The 17,906-nt window shown below is 45.1% G+C and carries 11 protein-coding genes; 10 read left to right on the top strand and 1 reads right to left on the bottom strand.

Annotated elements, in window-relative coordinates; all coding sequences use genetic code 11:
• Window positions 1–5 precede the first annotated feature (5 nt).
• The 9 genes from A3712_RS20010 to A3712_RS19970 all read left to right on the top strand — a co-directional run bounded on the left by A3712_RS20010 (window position 6) and on the right by A3712_RS19970 (window position 13,714).
• Entirely contained in the window at window positions 6–2,066 is a 2,061-nt protein-coding gene (locus A3712_RS20010) for a prolyl oligopeptidase family serine peptidase (RefSeq protein WP_063524757.1), read from the top strand.
• 373 nt (window positions 2,067–2,439) lie between these two features.
• Window positions 2,440–3,723 (top strand): carbohydrate porin, encoded by a 1,284-nt coding sequence (locus A3712_RS20005; RefSeq protein WP_063524756.1) that lies wholly within the window; start codon window positions 2,440–2,442, stop codon window positions 3,721–3,723.
• 788 nt (window positions 3,724–4,511) lie between these two features.
• Complete coding sequence (locus A3712_RS20000) at window positions 4,512–5,519, top strand: LacI family DNA-binding transcriptional regulator (protein ID WP_063524755.1); 1,008 nt, start codon at window positions 4,512–4,514, stop codon at window positions 5,517–5,519.
• A gap of 18 nt (window positions 5,520–5,537) precedes the next feature.
• Window positions 5,538–6,785 (top strand): ABC transporter substrate-binding protein, encoded by a 1,248-nt coding sequence (locus tag A3712_RS19995; protein WP_063524754.1) that lies wholly within the window; start codon window positions 5,538–5,540, stop codon window positions 6,783–6,785.
• A 66-nt stretch (window positions 6,786–6,851) separates the two neighbouring features.
• Window positions 6,852–7,838, top strand: coding sequence for a carbohydrate ABC transporter permease (locus tag A3712_RS19990; RefSeq protein WP_063524753.1), 987 nt, complete (start codon window positions 6,852–6,854; stop codon window positions 7,836–7,838).
• Between the two features lie 46 nt (window positions 7,839–7,884).
• Window positions 7,885–8,733, top strand: coding sequence for a carbohydrate ABC transporter permease (locus A3712_RS19985; RefSeq protein WP_017061568.1), 849 nt, complete (start codon window positions 7,885–7,887; stop codon window positions 8,731–8,733).
• Between the two features lie 17 nt (window positions 8,734–8,750).
• Window positions 8,751–10,100: a GH1 family beta-glucosidase gene (locus tag A3712_RS19980; RefSeq protein WP_063524752.1), complete on the top strand. Its 1,350-nt coding sequence runs from the start codon at window positions 8,751–8,753 to the stop codon at window positions 10,098–10,100.
• Window positions 10,100–11,191: an ABC transporter ATP-binding protein gene (locus tag A3712_RS19975; protein WP_063524751.1), complete on the top strand. Its 1,092-nt coding sequence runs from the start codon at window positions 10,100–10,102 to the stop codon at window positions 11,189–11,191. The genes A3712_RS19980 and A3712_RS19975 overlap by 1 nt, the downstream gene beginning before the upstream one ends.
• A gap of 108 nt (window positions 11,192–11,299) precedes the next feature.
• Window positions 11,300–13,714, top strand: coding sequence for a GH36-type glycosyl hydrolase domain-containing protein (locus tag A3712_RS19970; RefSeq protein ID WP_063524750.1), 2,415 nt, complete (start codon window positions 11,300–11,302; stop codon window positions 13,712–13,714).
• A 46-nt stretch (window positions 13,715–13,760) separates the two neighbouring features.
• Here the strand turns inward: A3712_RS19970 and A3712_RS19965 are convergent, their stop codons facing one another.
• The gene (locus tag A3712_RS19965) at window positions 13,761–14,708 is read right to left on the bottom strand and encodes an aldose 1-epimerase (protein WP_063524971.1); all 948 of its coding nucleotides are present in this window, start codon (window positions 14,706–14,708) and stop codon (window positions 13,761–13,763) included.
• Window positions 14,709–14,772: 64 nt separating this feature from the next.
• On the opposite strand from A3712_RS19965, the gene A3712_RS19960 reads away from it, so the two are divergent.
• Window positions 14,773–17,847 (top strand): GH116 family glycosyl hydrolase, encoded by a 3,075-nt coding sequence (locus A3712_RS19960; protein WP_063524749.1) that lies wholly within the window; start codon window positions 14,773–14,775, stop codon window positions 17,845–17,847.
• Window positions 17,848–17,906: the final 59 nt, after the last annotated feature.

The following is a 17,906-nucleotide window of genomic DNA, read 5'->3' as shown; positions in this document are numbered from 1 at the left end:
TCACGATGAGCTATTTAAAAGAGTATCAATATCCAATCACCAATAAACAGATTGTCAGCGATGACTATTTTGGTCAGATAATCGAAGATCCTTATCGCTGGCTAGAAGATGACAGAAGTGACGAAACCGCGCAGTGGGTAGTGAGCCAAAATGCAGTCACGTTTGATTTCCTTGCTCAAATTCCCTACTGCGCTGAACTGCGAGAGCGTTTAGCAAAAGCGCAAGACTACAAAAAGAGCTCGCAGCCGTTTGTCCGAGGCGATTACACCTACTTCTACAACAATGATGGCTTGCAAAACCACAGTATTCTCTATCGTCAGAAAGAGGGGCAATCGGTTGAAGTATTCTTAGACCCGAATACCTTCTCAGAAGATGGCACCACATCTTTGGGCTCAGTGTCGTTTTCGAGAGACTGTAACCTAGTGGCGTACAGTATTTCTGAGGGTGGCAGCGACTGGCGTAAGATCTTCGTGATTGATACCGAGACTAAGCAGCAGCTCGAAACAGAAATCACCGACGCCAAATTTACCGGCATCTCTTGGTTAGGCAATCGCGGATTTTACTACTCAAGCTACGATAAGCCCGATGGTAGTGAACTTTCTGCTCGCACTGAACAGCATAAGCTGTACTTCCATGAATTAGGTACAGAGCAAGCCAGCGACAAGGTTATCTTTGGAGAGAACAACGTTGAGCAGCACCGATATGTGTCCGGCTACACTACCGAAGACGATCGTTATTTAATTATTCTTGGGAAAGAGTCCACGTCGGGTAACCGACTGTTCTATGTCGACTTAAATTCACAAGAACAATCGTTGAACACTCTGATTAGTCATGTGGATAGCGACATGTATCTCATCGATAACCAGGATGAGACCTTCATTCTGTACACCAATCTTAATGCTCCGAACGGTAAGGTAGTGAGCTTTGACACACGAACTGAGCAGTGGCGAGACATCATCTCAGAAAAGCCACAGCCGTTAGACATCAGTACAGGTGGAGGGTACTTGTTCGCGCACTACATGGTGGACGTGGTATCCAAAATTGATCAGCTTGATTACCAAGGTAACCTAGTTCGAGAGCTCCACATGCCAGGATTAGGAACGGCCAGCGGCTTGGGTGGTAAAAAAGAGCAAACTCAGCTTTATTACACCTTTACCAATTATGTTACGCCGCCAACGATTTTCTCTTTTGATGTTGAATCTGGCAGATCGGAAACCTATCAGTGCTCTGAGTCTCCGTTTGAGTCGGACAAATTTGAATCTAAGCAGGTCTTCTATACTTCAGAAGATGGCACTCAGGTTCCGATGTTTATCTCTTATAAGAAAGGACTAAAACTGGACGGCAATAACCCAACCATGTTGTATGCCTATGGCGGCTTTAATGTCAGCCTAACCCCGTCTTTCTCGGGGACGGTGGGCAGTTGGTTGGAGCTTGGTGGCGTGTACGCAGTTCCCAATCTGAGAGGCGGCGGTGAGTACGGTAAGGCGTGGCACAAAGCAGGTACTCAGCAGCAAAAGCAGAATGTGTTTGATGACTTTATCGCTGCAGCAGAATTCCTAATCTCAGAAAACTACACCAGTAGCGACAAGCTGGCGATTCGTGGTGGCTCTAATGGTGGTCTGCTTGTGGGGGCCTGTATGACTCAAAGACCAGAGTTATTCCAAGTGGCTTTGCCAGCTGTTGGAGTATTAGACATGCTGCGTTACCACACATTCACGTCTGGCGAAGGCTGGGCGTACGACTATGGTACATCTGAACAAAACAAAGAGATGTTTGAATACCTGCTTGGTTATTCTCCAGTTCACAATGTGGTACGTGGCGTTGACTATCCAGCAACACTGGTTACGACGGCTGATCATGATGACCGTGTTGTGCCTGCTCACTCTTACAAGTTCATCGCTGAGCTTCAAGACAAGCATGATGGTGGTATGCCTGTGATGATTCGTATTGATGTTAATGCGGGTCACGGTGCTGGAATGCCATTGAGTAAAGCTATCGATCTTACTGCAGATATTTATGCATTTACGCTATTCAACATGGGTGTTGAGTCTCTTGATACGCCGTAGAGATGTCTTGAATCACTTAAAATAGATATCGGACCATAACTAAGAAGCCTCAAAATTGATGATAGATTTTGAGGCTTTTCACATATATGAAAACCAGTCAAAAATACACCATGTTTTCCTCATTTTTACTTACTGCTTTTCGTGATAGACCCCGCCATTATTGATGAAATGAAAGCGATTTCAAGCTGATATTTCACGCAATTCTTGTTCTAAGGTTTTGATATTAAAATAATAGTTTTGGGTGTGGTTTTTCTAAAAGTTTCATGGCTCTCGACCTAATTTATCAGTGTGAACAGCGACCAACTTTTCAACGCTTTCATTGCTTAATATTCCCCTGTTCGATGAAAACTCAAAAAAATAATAGGGAATTACAATGCAAAAATTTAAGCTTTTGCCAATAACGGTCGCAGTGGCGGCTTCGCTTGCTTCAATCTCTTCTTTTGCTGCAGAAACAGATCTTGCCGCTTTGGAACAACGAATCCAAGAGCTGGAATCTCAAGTTGGTGATATCAAGTATGTTGATGATCAACAACAAGCGGTTCTGACTGCAGAAACCAATGTACCAGACGGTATCGTCTTCTCTGGTTACGCTCGTTACGGCGCTCACTACAAAAGTGGTGATGAGCGTTATGTAGACATCGGTACAACAGGTCGCTCTGTTGGTCGTTTAGGTAACGAAGCCAACGGCGGTGAAGTGCAGTTAGCTAAGCTTTTCCAAGCTGACAACGGCGCGATTTGGGACATCGTATTCATGGCTGACCACTGGGAAGCTGACGTATGGGCTGATGACGGCGGCCTAAGCATGAAAAAAATGTACGCTGGTGTAACCAACATCTTTGAAAGTCAGCCTGAGCTTTACATGTGGGCTGGTCGTGACTTCCATCAACGTCCACAACAAGGTTTGAACGACTACTTCTGGATGACACACGATGGTCAAGGTGCTGGTTTTAACAACTTAGACTTTGGTGGTGCCAAGCTCGACATGGGCTTTGTAGGTCAAGTGAAAGGCGGCCTAGTGAACGATAACGGTCGATACGCAATTACCTCTAAGCTTCACTCAATTAACGCAGGCATTGGTCAGCTGGATCTATACGCGAACTACGGTTTTGCATCAGATGAAGCAGATGAAGTCGGAAAGCCAAAAGTAAGTGATGAAACTGCATATCTATTGGGTGCTACCTTAGGCTTGGGTGAGTCTAACAAGTTAGTTATGAAGTATGGTGACGGTGCAGACTCATCTGTATTTGAGCTGAAAGGTGATTACCAAACCTTCTACGCAAGTTTGGAAGGTAGCTACGCAGCATCTGAGCAATTCATCATCGATTACTTAGTGTCGTATAAAGACAACTCTGGTTCTGATCTAGACCGCGAGAACACGGAATACGCTGGTATCGTTCGTCCGCAATACCAATGGAATGATGTGCACTCTACATGGTTAGAAGCGGGCTACGGCATGGTTGATTACGATGACGACGGTGAAGAGAACGCATGGAAAATAACGCTTTCTCAAAACGTTTCTCTAGGTGGTTTACCTTGGAGCCGTCCAATGCTTCGTTTCTACACAACAGTGGGTGATGTAGAAACTAAAGGCAACACTGTGAAGACAACTAATGTCGATACATTGTCGTTCGGTGCAATGTTTGAAGCTTGGTGGTAATCACTGATATAGAAACAGCGGCTCTTTGAATCCGGCATATTTTCAAAGAGCCATGCTTTCGAATATCCATACGTTTCAATAGTAGGTAAATACCGTCCATTTTAGCCCTAAAGGCAGATTGATTAGGGCATGTGATATAGCTCCATTCTTGGGCACATTCTTAGTGCCCTTTTTTTCGCCACTAGATCTTAGTTTCATCTTAAAACTCTGTTCTCCCAGCTACAGTTAGCTCTTATTCGCAACACGCTATTGTTCCGTTTTTATAGAGCTAGTGGCAGTAGATATCTTGGTTCGAAAGGAACTTACCTTACTCATTCCATTATTGTTGTTACTACCAGGATTCAGGAAGCGGTTGTGAATGTGGGCATCATTGAAAGTGTTATATCTATTCTGATTTTTATGCCGAGAAGAGGTTCATCGGACCTTAGGATTGATTGAAATGTTCCCATACAATTTCGCATAGCCACTGAAATAATAGTGGTCAATTTTGACCCGCATATTACCGTCTGTTGCGGGTTCACCTCCGAATAATGCTTTTGAAGAATCGGGGTTTAAACGTTCTCACTTTCACCCTGGCAGCAAATAACAAGATGTCGTTCTGATTAAGTGAGTAAGAATTCCATGAAACAGTTTCATGGCGTGAAGTGAATCTGTAAGCGCTTTCAAGATTTCCAAATCCTGCCTTTTTACCTTCAAGTTTAGTGTGATGACACTCACTTCAAGGAATAAGTAATTTCTCAATAATCATTTTGTAAGCGGTTACAAGCTAATGAAGTATCGAGGTTCGAGTGGCAACAATTAAACACGTATCAGAGTATGCAGGTGTGTCTCAAGCGACAGTGTCTAGAGTGATTAACGGCACCAGTAGAGTGAGCCACGACAAGAAGCTAAAGGTTGAAAAGGCGATCAAAGAGTTGGGTTATCGCCCGAACTCTATCGCTCAGGCTTTGGCTTCAAGTCGTACTGGCAGCGTGGGTGTTGTTGTTCCTGAACTGGGTGGCTCTTTCTACTCAGGCATTTTGCACTGCATAGAAGAAAACCTACGCCGCTTTGGTTACCACGCTGTTGTTACTGCGGGGTCAAATACTGAACAAGGGCAGCGCGAGTCGGTGGAGTTTCTGTTGGGGCGTCGTGTCGATGCCTTGATTCTTCATACTCAACTGCTCAGTGATGATTATTTAATTGAATTGGAAGAACAGGGGACCCCTGTGGTTTTAATTAACCGCTTCATCCCAGAAATGGCGATGAGTTGTATTGATATTGATAACGAAGTCGGGGGGCTACTCGCTACTCAATATCTTTTGCAAAAGGGGCATAAAGATATCGCGTGTATTACCGGGCCTTTAGACAAAGCAGACGCTAGGGGGCGTTTGCAGGGGTATCGCAAGGCACTGGAGGAAGCCGGTGTGCCATACGATGAAGCCTTGGTCTCTGAGGCGGGATTTACTGAAGAGACTGGCAATAGTGCTATGAAGAAGTTGATTAACAGAAAATGCCACTTTACAGCGGTATTTGCTTCAAACGATCACATGGCATTTGGCGCCTTCGAAGTTCTGCATAAAGAGGGATTGTCGGTACCAAAAGACATCTCTCTTGTGGGCTTCGATAACACCATCTTCGCGCGTTATCTGACCCCTAGTTTGACCACCATTAATTTCCCTATTGAAGAGATGAGCATTGAAGCGGTTCAGCTCATTCTGCAAAAGCTAAAGAAAATTAAACATGACGTGAATTTTAAATTGTTGCCGACGTTGGTCACTAGAAACTCGGTATCGGATTTACTCATTGCCCTATAAAAATATTAAGGATAGAACATGAAATTTAAGACCTTAGCGCTTTCATGCGCGGTTGCTTTAGGACTAGGTGCAACAGCTGTTAATGCTGCTGACAAAGAGATTCGTTTCGATGGCTTCCCAGATTTCGATAGCAGCCTGAAGGTATTACTGCCTGATTTCGAAAAGGAAACAGGGATCAAGGTGGATTACCTTATGAACAACCACGGTGACCACCACACGAAACTAACCACTAACTTAGCAACCGGCTCTGGTGCGGGTGACGTGATTGTTGTGGACGTTGAGAAAATTGGTCCATTCGTAAGTTCTGGTGGTCTAGTAAACCTGTCTGAAAACTACGGTGCTGATAAGTACCAAGAGCGATTCGCACCATATGCATGGGCGCAAGGTAAAGGTGCTGATGGCGACATGTACGGTATTCCTGTTGACCTGGGCCCAGGTGTTATGTACTACCGTACCGACGTGTTTGAAAAAGCGGGCATCAATGTTGAAGACGCAATCAAAGACTGGGATTCATACATCGCTGCGGGTGAGAAGCTGAAAGAGCAAAACGTACAACTTATCGCTTCAGCAGCCGACGTGGCACAAGCTATCATCTTTACAACGGTTCCTGAAGGCGAAGGTCTTTACTTCGATAAAGATGGTAACCCAGTTGTGACATCTGAGCGTTTTGTTCATGCTTTTGAAGTAGCAAAAGAGATTCGTGACAAAGGCTTAGATGGCCGCATTTTAGCTTGGTCTAACGAATGGTACGAAGGCTTCCGCAACGGTACATTTGCAACTCAACTTTCTGGCGCTTGGCTACTTGGTCACCTAAATAACTGGATCGCACCTGAAACCAAAGGTAAGTGGGCAGTAGAAAACCTACCTGATGGCATTTACGGCAGCTGGGGTGGTTCATTCCTATCTATCCCAACGCAATCTGACAACCCAGATGAAGCATGGGCACTTATTGAATACATGACGACTGACCGTGATGTTCAACTTAAGCACTTCGAAACGATTGCGGCTTTCCCTGCGAACGTAACGACATATGACGATGAGCTTTTCCAAGAAGAGGTGGAGTTCCTAGGTGGACAGAAAGCGCGTCTTCTATTCGCAGAAGTGGCACAGAACATCAAGCCAGTATCTCCAGCTCAAGGCGACCACGTAGCACGTTCTATTATTTTAGAGAACGCATTGATGGAAGTACTTGATGAAGGCAAGGACATCGAAACTGCACTTAAAGAGGCAGAGCGCCTAATCAAGCGTCGTACGCGTAATCTTTAATTTGTTATTACTTTGAGTAAGTGAGGAAGCGTGGAGAACGCGCTTCCTTTTTAAGAGGTCGTTACTATGAATCATACAGCGAGCACAACGATAGAACCTTCGGAGCAAAGCCTTTTTTCTCGTCTGAGTTTGAAAGCGCTTACACCGTATGGATTCCTTCTGCCGTTTCTGATCATTTTTTCTGTATTTGGGATCTTCCCGCTGTTGTTCTCTGTTTATCTGTCGTTCCACGAATGGAACCCAGTACAGGGCATGGATGCAATGGAGTTCGTTGGTTTTGAGAACTATCACATTGCATTGACTGACCCGTGGCTATGGCGTTCATTAAAGAACACATTGTGGCTAGCTATCACATCGGGTGTGGCACAGCACTTAATTGCTATTCCTGTGGCTTACATGTTGGTTTCAATGGGTGACCGCATGCGTCACTGGCTAACATCGGCGTACTTCCTACCGTTCATCACATCAACGGTCGCAGCGTCACTGATTTTCTTCAATATGTATTCTCCTAACTCAGGGATTATCAACCAAACGCTAATGGCATTGGCCGATAGCACGCTGTTTGGTTGGGCATTTGCTTGGGTTAACGATTTTCAACCAATCCGCTGGTTAGACGATGCCACTATGGTGAAGCCGTCTATCGCGATCATGGTTTTCTGGAAATACACAGGTTTTAACATCGTCCTTTACACCACAGGTTTAATGACGATTCCTAAAGACATTTTAGAAGCTGCACGTATGGATGGTGCGAATGCCTTCCGCCGCTTCTGGAACATCTCACTACCAATGATTCGTCCATTCATCTTTTTTGCAATCACCATGACCATTATCGGTAACCTGCAAATGTTTGAAGAACCGTTCGTTCTAACACGTGGTACCGGTGGTACAGGTCAATCTGGTTTAACTATCTCTATGTACCTCTACAAAGTGGGTTGGGAATGGTTAGAGATGGGCACAGCGTCAGCAATTTCATGGCTTCTGTTTGCACTGATCGCGTCTTGTACTTTAGTTCAATTTTTATTCTTCGGTAAGAAAGGCTTAGGGGAACATTAAGATGTCGACATCAATTAAGACAAATACCTCACCACTAAGTGGCCTAATGCCAAGTGAACGCACCATGTACATCATGACTAAGATCTTGATGGTCATGCTCGGCATATTACTGATTGTTTCCGCAATCATTACGGTGTTCCCGTTTGTGTGGTCAGCACTGCTTTCAACACGTGACCGTTCGGAGATCTTTGGTTCGGGCATCAGCTTTGCGATTGGCGATAGTCTAATGGTGAACTACGCGAAGCTACTAGAAATCATGCCGTTTTGGAAAGCGATGTTTAACTCTATTTACGTGGCTTTCTTAGGCACCACCATTTCGCTGCTGTTTTGTAGCATGGGTGGTTACGCATTTGCTGTGTTTAAGTTCCGCGGTAAGAACGTGTTGTTCGGCATGCTGGTTGGCTCAATGGCGATTCCGCCAGTGCTTAGCTTGATCCCTTACTTCATGATCGTGAAATTCTTAGGATTATTGGATAACCACATGGCGGTTTGGCTACCGTTCACAACCACGCCGTTTGGTATCTTCTTGATGCGTCAGCATGTGATTGCATCGATTCCTAAAGAGCTCTTAGAAGCAGCGAAGTTAGATGGTGCAGGTGAATTCAGAACGTACTGGAGTGTGGTACTGCCACTGATGAAACCAGCACTAGCAACACTCGCTATCGTGCAGTTCGTTTTCTTCTGGAACATGTTTATGCAGCCTCTTGTGGTACTGAACAACCCTGACAATTACGTCATCACACAAGCACTACGAAGTGTTCAAGGTATTCCGAATACGCCATGGGGCGCGGTAATGCTAGGTACCACAATTTCTATTTTACCACTCGTGATTACATACCTGTTCGCATCGAAACAGATGATCAGTGGTTTAACGTCCGGCGCAGTTAAAGGTTAGGTTTAAGGGTTATAACAATGAATAAATTTCAACTTCCAAGTGATTCAAAGTTACGCAGTAAGGAATTTGTATTCGGTGTCGCGACATCTTCATACCAAATTGAAGGCGGCGTTGAAGAGGGCGGTCGTACACCGTCTATCTGGGACACGTTTTGTAAGACGCCAGGTAAGGTAGATAACGGCGACAGTGGTGATGTGGCGTGTGATCACTACCACTTGTGGCAACAAGATATCGAGATGATCCAAGGCTTAGGTGTTGATGCATACCGCCTATCAATTGCATGGCCACGTATCTTGCCGCAAGACGGTGTGGTGAATCAGCAAGGCCTAGAGTTTTACGAGCAGATCATCGATGAATGTCATGCCCGTGGAATGAAGGTGTTCGTGACACTTTATCACTGGGATCTACCGCAATACCTAGAAGACAAAGGCGGCTGGTTAAACCGTGAAACGTCTTACAAGTTTGCAGAATATGCAGAAGTGGTGAGTAACTACTTTGGCAATAAAATTGATGTTTACACCACATTGAACGAACCGTTTGTATCTGCGTTCTTAGGTTACCGTTGGGGCGAGCATGCACCAGGTATCAAGGGTGAAAAAGAAGGTTTCTTAGCCTCTCACCACTTAATGCTAGGTCATGGATTGGCGATGCCGATTCTTCGTAAGAATGCACCTCATGCTAAGCATGGCGTGGTATTTAATGCGACTCCGGCTTACCCACTGACACCGCAAGACCAAGGCGCTGCAGACTACTGTGAAGCAGAGAACTACCACTGGTTCATCGACCCTGTACTGAAAGGTGAATACCCACAGCCAGTAGTCGACCGTCAAGCGATGTACATGCCGATGATTTTAGAAGGCGATCTAGACATCATCAGTGCACCGGTTGATTACATCGGTATCAACTACTACACACGCAACGTCGCTCGCTTCAATGAGAATGGCGACATCGAATCAGTAAAACAGACTGATGCAGAACACACTTACATCGGCTGGGAAATCAACCCACAAGGTTTAACTGATTTATTGGTAAGACTGGATGCTCGTTACGAAAACATGCCGCCTATCTACATCACAGAGAATGGTGCAGCAGGTAACGACGAGTGTGTTAACGGACAAGTGATGGATGACCAACGTGTTCGTTACTTCCAAGGCCACATCGAAGCTGTGCACAATGCTGTTGAAGCGGGTGTGAAAGTTGATGGCTACTTTGCGTGGAGTCTGATGGATAACTTTGAGTGGGCATTCGGCTACTGTCAACGCTTTGGCATCGTCCATGTTGATTACACCACCCAAGAAAGAACACTGAAACAGAGCGCAATTGCGTACCGAAACATGCTTCAAGAGCGCGCTGAGGAGAACAGATAATGGCTAAAGTAGAATTCAAAAACATCAAGAAATCATTCGGTGATGTTGAAGTGGTTAAAGAGTTTGATTTTACGGTTGGAGACGGTGAGTTCGTGGTTTTCCTTGGCCCATCTGGCTGTGGTAAGTCGACCACACTTCGTATGCTTGCAGGCCTAGAAAGCATCAGCTCTGGCGATATCGTGGTTGGTGGCAAAGTGATGAACAAGGTTGATGCAAAAGACCGCGATTTAGCAATGGTATTCCAAAGTTACGCGTTGTACCCACACATGACGGTATACGAAAACATCGCTTTCGCTCTAAAGCTGAAGGGGATGCCAAAGGCTGAGATTGACGTAGAAGTACGCAAAGCTGCGAAAATGCTAGAGCTTGACCCGCTACTAGACCGTAAGCCAAAAGAGCTTTCTGGTGGTCAGCGTCAGCGTGTAGCCATGGGCCGCGCGATGGTTCGTACTCCGAAAGTGTTCTTGTTTGATGAGCCGCTCTCTAACCTAGATGCAAAACTTCGTGGCGTGATGCGTGAAGAGATCAAACACCTACACCGCGAGCTGAAAACCACCACGATCTACGTTACACACGACCAGATCGAAGCGATGACACTAGCAGATCGCATCGTGATTTTGAAAGACGGTTACGTTGCTCAAGTAGGCACACCAACCGAGGTGTTCCAACGTCCAGCTAACAAGTTTGTTGCGCAATTCATTGGTAACCCGTCAATGAATATGTTGGAAGCTAAGCTGATTGAAAAAGAGGGTGAATACTTCGTTGAACTTGGTGATGTTCATATCCCACTGCCGGAGCGTTTTACATCCCTGGCTTCTAAAAACCTAGCGCTTCACTTTGGTGTTCGTCCAACAGACATCCACCTACGTGCTGAGCAAGTTGACCACGACCGTGTGCTGCCATTCACTGTGAAAATCAAAGACAAGGAACTACTAGGTGCGAGCATTCTTCTGAAAACAGAAATCGGCGGCCAACCGCTGATGGTTGAGACCCAAGCTGCTGAAGTGGATGTGAAAGAACTGACACTTTACTTAGATTTGGATGCTTTCCACCTGTTCGACGCACTGAGCGAGAACTCGCTAGCGAGCTAGTCAATTACTAGCTCGCCAGTCAATTTAAGTCAGCCAACGAGCTGATACCAATCTACTTACGACAAATTGTTTTGGCTCCTCCTGAATTGGGAGGGGCTAGGGATAGTGATGATGAAATTCGGATATTTTGACGATAAAAACAAAGAATACGTAGCAATCACGCCGTGTACACCGATTAAATGGTGTAACTATGTAGGCACATTAGATTTCGGTGGCATTGTCGATAGCAACGGCGGTGTGTTGTTGTGTAAAGGTGATCCAGCACTGAACCGTATTACCAAGTACATTGCTCAGCTGCCAAACTCAGACTTCAAAGGCTCGACCATGTACCTCAAGGTGCGTGATGAAGCGGGCAACGTGGAGGTGTTCTCACCTTTCTACACCCCAACTCTGAAGCCACTTGATAAGTTTGAAAACCACACAGGCTTGTCTTACACCACCATCATTGCAGAAGCGTTTGGTGTGCGTTGTGAAGCGACCTTCTTCGTACCAAAATCAGACCAAGTACTACTACAAGACATCAAAGTCACCAACATTTCAGGCAAAGCACTACACGTTGATGTCGTGCCTGTCTACGAATTCACTCACTTTGATGCACTTAAGCAGCTATTAAATGCCGATTGGGTTCCACAAACCATGACGCTTAAAGCGCATCAACAAGAATCGGGTCACACCGTGCTTGAGCAGTATGCTTTCATGAAGCGTGACTGTGCGGTAAATCTGATGACAGCGGATCGCCCTGCGACTTCATTTGATGGCGATCGCCAGTCATTCCTTGGTCAGTTTGGTTACGGTACATGGGCTGCGCCGCAAGCGCTAGAAAACGACGAGCTATGTAATACTGAGTGTTTGCGTGGTGACAACATCGGTGCGCTGAATCTGCGTTTAGGGTGGTTATCTCCAGAGCAGACAGAGCGTACAGTTGTACAAATTGCACAAGAAGAAAGCCTAGAAGCAGCGCAGCCTTTACTGGCTAAATACCGTGACCACCAAGTGGTTGACTCGGCATTCTCTGAATTGGCTGAGCACTGGGATTCTTACCTACAAGCGGTTCAGGTTGAAACGCCAGACCAAGCAATGAACTCGATGCTTAACGTACACAACCCACGCCAATGTCACACCACCAAAAATTGGTCTCGTTATCTGTCTCTTTATCAGCTCGGTTATGGCGCGCGTGGTATCGGTTTCCGTGATTCTTCACAAGATACATTGGGCGTTATTACTCATATGCCAGAAGAGGCGCGTGAGTTTATTGAATGTCTACTATCGGTGCAAAACATCAATGGTTCTGCGATGCACCAGTTCTTCCCATCAACCATGGAAGCGAACGCTGGTGACTCTCGTGAAGAAGAAGATCGCCCGGATTACTACGGTGACGATCATCTGTGGATCATCTACGCCGTCACTCAATATGTGAAAGAAACGGGCAACGCTGATTTCTTGAATAAAGAGATCCCGTTCTACCAAAAAGACAAAACGGGTAATCCTGTGGAAACAGGCACCGTTTGGGATCACTTGTGCCGCGCGATCGAATTTACCTACACCAATACGGGTGAGCACGGTCTACCGTTATTAGGTTTCGCAGACTGGAATGACACGGTGAACCTGCCAACAGGTGCTGAGTCGATGATGGTAGCTAACATGTACGGTAAAGCCCTGCTCGATATGCTGGACCTTTGTGAGCTGCGCGGTGAGGAACAACTGACTGCTCAGTTCAAAGAGCAATACCAGCAAATGCAGCGCACTGTGAATGAGTGCGGTTGGGATGGCGAATGGTTTGTGCGTTACTTTGATGAGCAAGGCCTGCCGATTGGCTCTCATAAGAATGAACAAGGGCAGATCTACACCAACGGTCAAAGCTGGCCTGTGATCTCTGGTTTCGCAACACACGAGCGTGCTACACAAGCGCTAGATTCGGTTTACAACAAGCTGAACACGACCAATGGTATCAAGCTTTCAACTCCTGGTTACAACGGCTTTGATCCACAACTTGGTGGCGTCTCGACATATCCTCCGGGTGCGAAAGAGAACGGCGGTATCTTCCTGCATTCAAATCCATGGGTGATGATTGCCGAAGCGAAAATGGGCAATGGCGAGCGTGCTTACGAGTATTACCGCCAAATTAACCCGGCTTCGAAGAACGACGATATTGATACCTTTGAGTCAGAGCCATACTGCTACCCGCAAAACATCTTAGGCGACGAACATAAACAGTTCGGCTTAGGTCGCAATGCATGGCTGTCTGGTACTTCATCTTGGACATACGTTGCAGGTACGCAGTGGATTCTGGGTGTTCGACCTGAAATTGATGGCTTGCTGGTGGACCCTTGTATTCCGGCTAAGTGGCCTGAATTCAAAGTCCGTCGTCAGTTCCGTGGTGCGACGTATCATATTCATGTCACGAACCCGAATAACGTGTGTAAGGGCGTGGTTGAGATGAAGGTCAATGGTGACCCGATTTCAGGCAACAAAGCACCGGTATTTACATCGGGTGAGCACACGGTTGAAGTGGTTTTAGGTTAACAAAGAGAAGGGCGCTTTATGCGCCCTTTATTACTCTTTCGTTTGGTTATTTGGGTTGATAGGTGGCTTGGCATTGCCAAGTGAAGGTTTGAGACTGGTTCGGGCTAAGCGTCAATAATCCCATCTGGTTATTGAATGCATTGGCAGGGCAAGTCATGGGCTCAATCGCAATACTTTGTTCACTCGTTGGAGTGTAGATCTGAACAAATGGGTAGCTCGCGTCTTGTTGATAGTGAATCTCAGCAGATGAATCTGAGCGTGTCAAAGTCAGTTGGTTAGTCGCAGTTGCTTCAAATTCAAAGCAGTGATTTAGGCTCTGATTAATTAGGTCGTTACTTAGAGAGGAACGATCAAAAGCACGCTTTTCACCATTGGGTAAGTCGTTCTCATGTACGATCTCAGCGCAAGGTGACATGGTCAGTTCACACTGTTTTAGGTCATTGCCCAGCGAGAAGTAAGGGTGCCAAGCATCACCGAATGGGAAGGCATAATCACCACAATTAGAGACGGTTGTCGAGCAAGAGAGCTTGCCCGTTGTGTTTATAGTGAATGTGGTCTCAAGGTTAAAAGCAAACGGAAAGCCTGGATGTAAAGACGACGTTTGATACTGAAGCGTCACACTGGCTGACTCTTCGTTGACAACGCTGTTTGTGATTGAAAAAGGTTGGTTGTAGAGAAGGCCATGTACGGCGTGATCAGACCAAGGAAAGTTAGCTGGGAGTTGATGGTTTCGATTGTTGAAACTGTAACGACCTAAGTTTAAACGGTTTGGAAAAGGAAATAATTTAGCACTGCGGGAAAAGAACGGATGTTGGTTGATCAGTTCATCATAATTCTGATAGCCACAAATAAAAGAGAATGGACTGTTATTTACAATGTATTTATTTATAACAGCACCAAACCCATTGATTAGTTGAAGTTCTATACCATGCTGCTGATTTATTAATGTGACAGAGTCAATATTTCCAAATTTTTCATTTATAATTTTAAACATGTTGATGTCTCCATTTTTGAAAGATATTAACAAGAAGAAAAAAATATTCAATGGCGGTTTTAACATGAATAATAAAATTCCATATTCAAGCTATTCAGGAAATTCAGAACACTTATGTAAAAAGGGCGATGCAGTTGAATTTATTCAACCTTGGTACACGCCAATTTCTACGACACCAGAAAATACAGGTATGGCGATCGGTGGTATCGGTAATACCTTTACACTGACGCCAAATGGCAACACGCCAAACTTCAGTTTTATTCCAGGAGTATTTGTCGATTGTTCAGAGCAAGTTATTAATTTTAATGATTTTTATGCGTCAGTGATGGATGTGCCGACCATTGAAACGCTTCAGGTTCTTAATGAGCAAGAGCTTAGCGTTCATCTGAACTTTTATCCAGCGCTATTCGATGGAAAGAAGATAGATAAAGAAAATATTTCGAATGCGATTAACCTCATTCGTGCCGCATTAGAAAATGGTAACTTCTACAAAGAAAATACAGATAAATTTATCAAGTGGAATGTCGAGTTTTCTAATAAGACTAAATTATTAATTGAATCCGATTCATCGTCGATTGATTGTCAATTATATGTAGCCTTAGATTTCTTTAATGGTTTATTAATAAATGATACAACGAGACAGCTATCACTAACTGTGGGAAATAATAGTGATATAGAAAGTGTTAATGGTAGCGATATAGAATATAAGGCTTTGTATCCATTAGCTGAATATAAATATAATAGTTTTGATGGTATTAATATAAAGCGAAAGGTAGTCTCGCCGATCGTTAAAGAGGATAAGCGCCTCTGTTCCTTGCCGATGCACTGGAACCACTTCCAGATTACTAATGAATCACAGCAAACACGCGTGATTACTCTTGCTCAATCTCTACAAAACTTGATTGGTTCAACCTACCGAAAAGGTCGTGATGGGATTCAAGATTCGGCGTGTACCCTATCTCAAAACCCGATAGATCAGCAGCATCAAGCGGTGAACGTAAATGGTGAAAGCCATGGTTTTACTGGTGTTCAGCTCACTAGCCAGTCCCCTTATCAAAGTGACATTGAGGGTGAGGTGGTGTTTGGTGTCCAAGCCGAAAACCGTTTGATGGAGTCTGGCAAGTTGTCGGTGTCTGTTAAGCCAACGCTTTATACTTCGAAAGTGACCCAGCAAACCGAGTTCGCATTGAAAACTGGCCGCACCAACGCTGAGTTCCAAACGGGGATTTACTCAGGGCGTGAAGCATTGAGCGCATTGGTTGTGGTAAAGGTTGAATTGGAGCCTGGTGAGTCTGTTGACCTGCGTTTTGCTCAAGTGATGGCACATAGCAAAGTGATGCTCAATGGCTGGAACTCGGACAAGGCTTACACGCAATTCTATCCTCAAGCGAAACCAGCCTTACCGATGTTAGAAGATGTCTTGCCAAAGCTTGAAATCATTGAGCAGAATATCGTTGAGCAACAGACCGCTTTCCTAGAGCAAGCTCAAAGCAAGATATCACAACCTGAATCAGCATTGCGCTATGCGACGATGGCGATGAACTCACTATCATTCCTTTCTGAATCAACAGTATGGGATAAAGAAGATAAGTTCCTGGTGAAAGAGTGTGTTGATTACCCATTCTTTAATTCACTGGATGTGTATTTCTACGGCTCGTTTTCACTGCTTTACTTGCTACCTGAACTTGATGGCTGCGTGATGAAAGAGTTCTCAAAAGCTATTTTAGCTGAAGATTTTACTCAGCGCCGCTACTGGGAATATGAAGCGACACCGAATGCTGAATTGATTGATGAAAAGTACCAAGGTGTGCGCGCGATTCGAGGTGCAGTCATCCACGATTTGGGTAGCCCGTTCGACATTCAGCCTGACGCGTATAGTTGGCATAATGTTAAGGAGTGGAAGGACTTAGCACCTAAATACATTCTGATGGTGTACCGTCACTACCAAAAAACACAAGATATTTCAGTGGTTAAAGAGTGTTGGCAAGCCGTAACAGAGAGTATTGATTTCTTGTCGAACTTGATTGCTGAAGGTGACGATTTACCGCTAACCCGCGGTACTGACGACACCTTTGATAACCTTGCGTCTCACGGTATCTCTATTTACTGTGCGAGCCTCTGGGTTGCAGGCCTTCAAGCTGCAAGTGAGCTTGCAAAATTGATGGGCGAACACGATCTAGGCGCGGGTTACCTAACACGTTCGAAAAAGGCATTAGCAACAGTTGAGCAGAGCTTGTGGGATGAGAAAGAGGGTTATTACCACTTCTTCGTGACGCCAGTCCAAGCTAAGCACCTTACCTGTGAAGGCTACCAAGCTTTGGAAACTCTGGGGTTGGTTTTAACGGGTGATGCGGTTGCTGATAAGAATATGCTTAACGACTATCTAAACCATACCGATACTTCAATAAACATCGGTAAGGTAGCTCAACGTGTCTCCAAGAAACGTTTGTTGAGTGAAACCGCACCTCAAGCTTTCACGCAAGAATATCTAGAGTTGGTGCCTGATTCAGACAATAGCTTTGGTGATGCGCTGCTTGCCGATAGCTATCTCAAACTGATTGGCCTAGAGGGTATTTTCCCGCAACAGCGCATTCAGCGTGCATTGAACTATGTTTATAAACATAACTTCGAGATTAACAGCCCTAAACTTGGGGTAGCGAACATGACGCTCGCGGATGGTTCGCCACACGAGGCTTTTCAGGCGCAAGACGTATGGATTGGCGTGCAATTTAGTGTCGCAACTGCGTTGAGCCTAGCGGGCAGGTCTCAGCAAGCGGAAACATTGATGGATACCGTGTATACCGCGCTGTATGACTATTCCAAAATTCCATTTGCCGCACCAGAAGGGTTCAATTGTTCAGCCTCATTTGATGAAAAAGATCTTTCAAAGTGTTTTAAATTGTCACAAGGTGATACCAAAAAGTGGATTAATGCACTTAAATTGCAAAACTGTGTGCTGTCTGACGGTCGGGTTAATCCTAGCTTGACGAAAGTTAGTGATGATTTTGTTAATATTATGCAAGGCGAAATTTCAGCGGAGCAAGCTACGGTTCTTCATAAGTGGCTTCTGAGCACTAGTTTGAAATATACCGCTGGTCGCTACTTCCGACCGGGGATGATTTTTGCCTACTTATATTAATTAAACAGTATTAGCTTCAACTTAAGCAATGTTGAGTTGAACCTGATGGGGAGCTTTAG

It is taken from the genome of Vibrio sp. HI00D65 (assembly GCF_001635455.1).
Classification (GTDB): Bacteria; Pseudomonadota; Gammaproteobacteria; order Enterobacterales; family Vibrionaceae; genus Vibrio.
This window is presented reverse-complemented; position numbering and strand designations above follow the sequence as displayed.

Coding starts and splice junctions, on each gene's coding strand:
- A3712_RS19995 (WP_063524754.1), top strand. CDS start 5,538: ATGAAATTTAAGACCTTAGCGCTTTCATGCGCGGTTGCTTTAGGACTA.
- A3712_RS19970 (WP_063524750.1), top strand. CDS start 11,300: ATGATGAAATTCGGATATTTTGACGATAAAAACAAAGAATACGTAGCA.
- A3712_RS20010 (WP_063524757.1), top strand. CDS start 6: ATGAGCTATTTAAAAGAGTATCAATATCCAATCACCAATAAACAGATT.
- A3712_RS19975 (WP_063524751.1), top strand. CDS start 10,100: ATGGCTAAAGTAGAATTCAAAAACATCAAGAAATCATTCGGTGATGTT.
- A3712_RS20005 (WP_063524756.1), top strand. CDS start 2,440: ATGCAAAAATTTAAGCTTTTGCCAATAACGGTCGCAGTGGCGGCTTCG.
- A3712_RS19965 (WP_063524971.1), bottom strand. CDS start 14,708: ATGTTTAAAATTATAAATGAAAAATTTGGAAATATTGACTCTGTCACA.
- A3712_RS19960 (WP_063524749.1), top strand. CDS start 14,773: ATGAATAATAAAATTCCATATTCAAGCTATTCAGGAAATTCAGAACAC.
- A3712_RS19990 (WP_063524753.1), top strand. CDS start 6,852: ATGAATCATACAGCGAGCACAACGATAGAACCTTCGGAGCAAAGCCTT.
- A3712_RS19980 (WP_063524752.1), top strand. CDS start 8,751: ATGAATAAATTTCAACTTCCAAGTGATTCAAAGTTACGCAGTAAGGAA.
- A3712_RS19985 (WP_017061568.1), top strand. CDS start 7,885: ATGCCAAGTGAACGCACCATGTACATCATGACTAAGATCTTGATGGTC.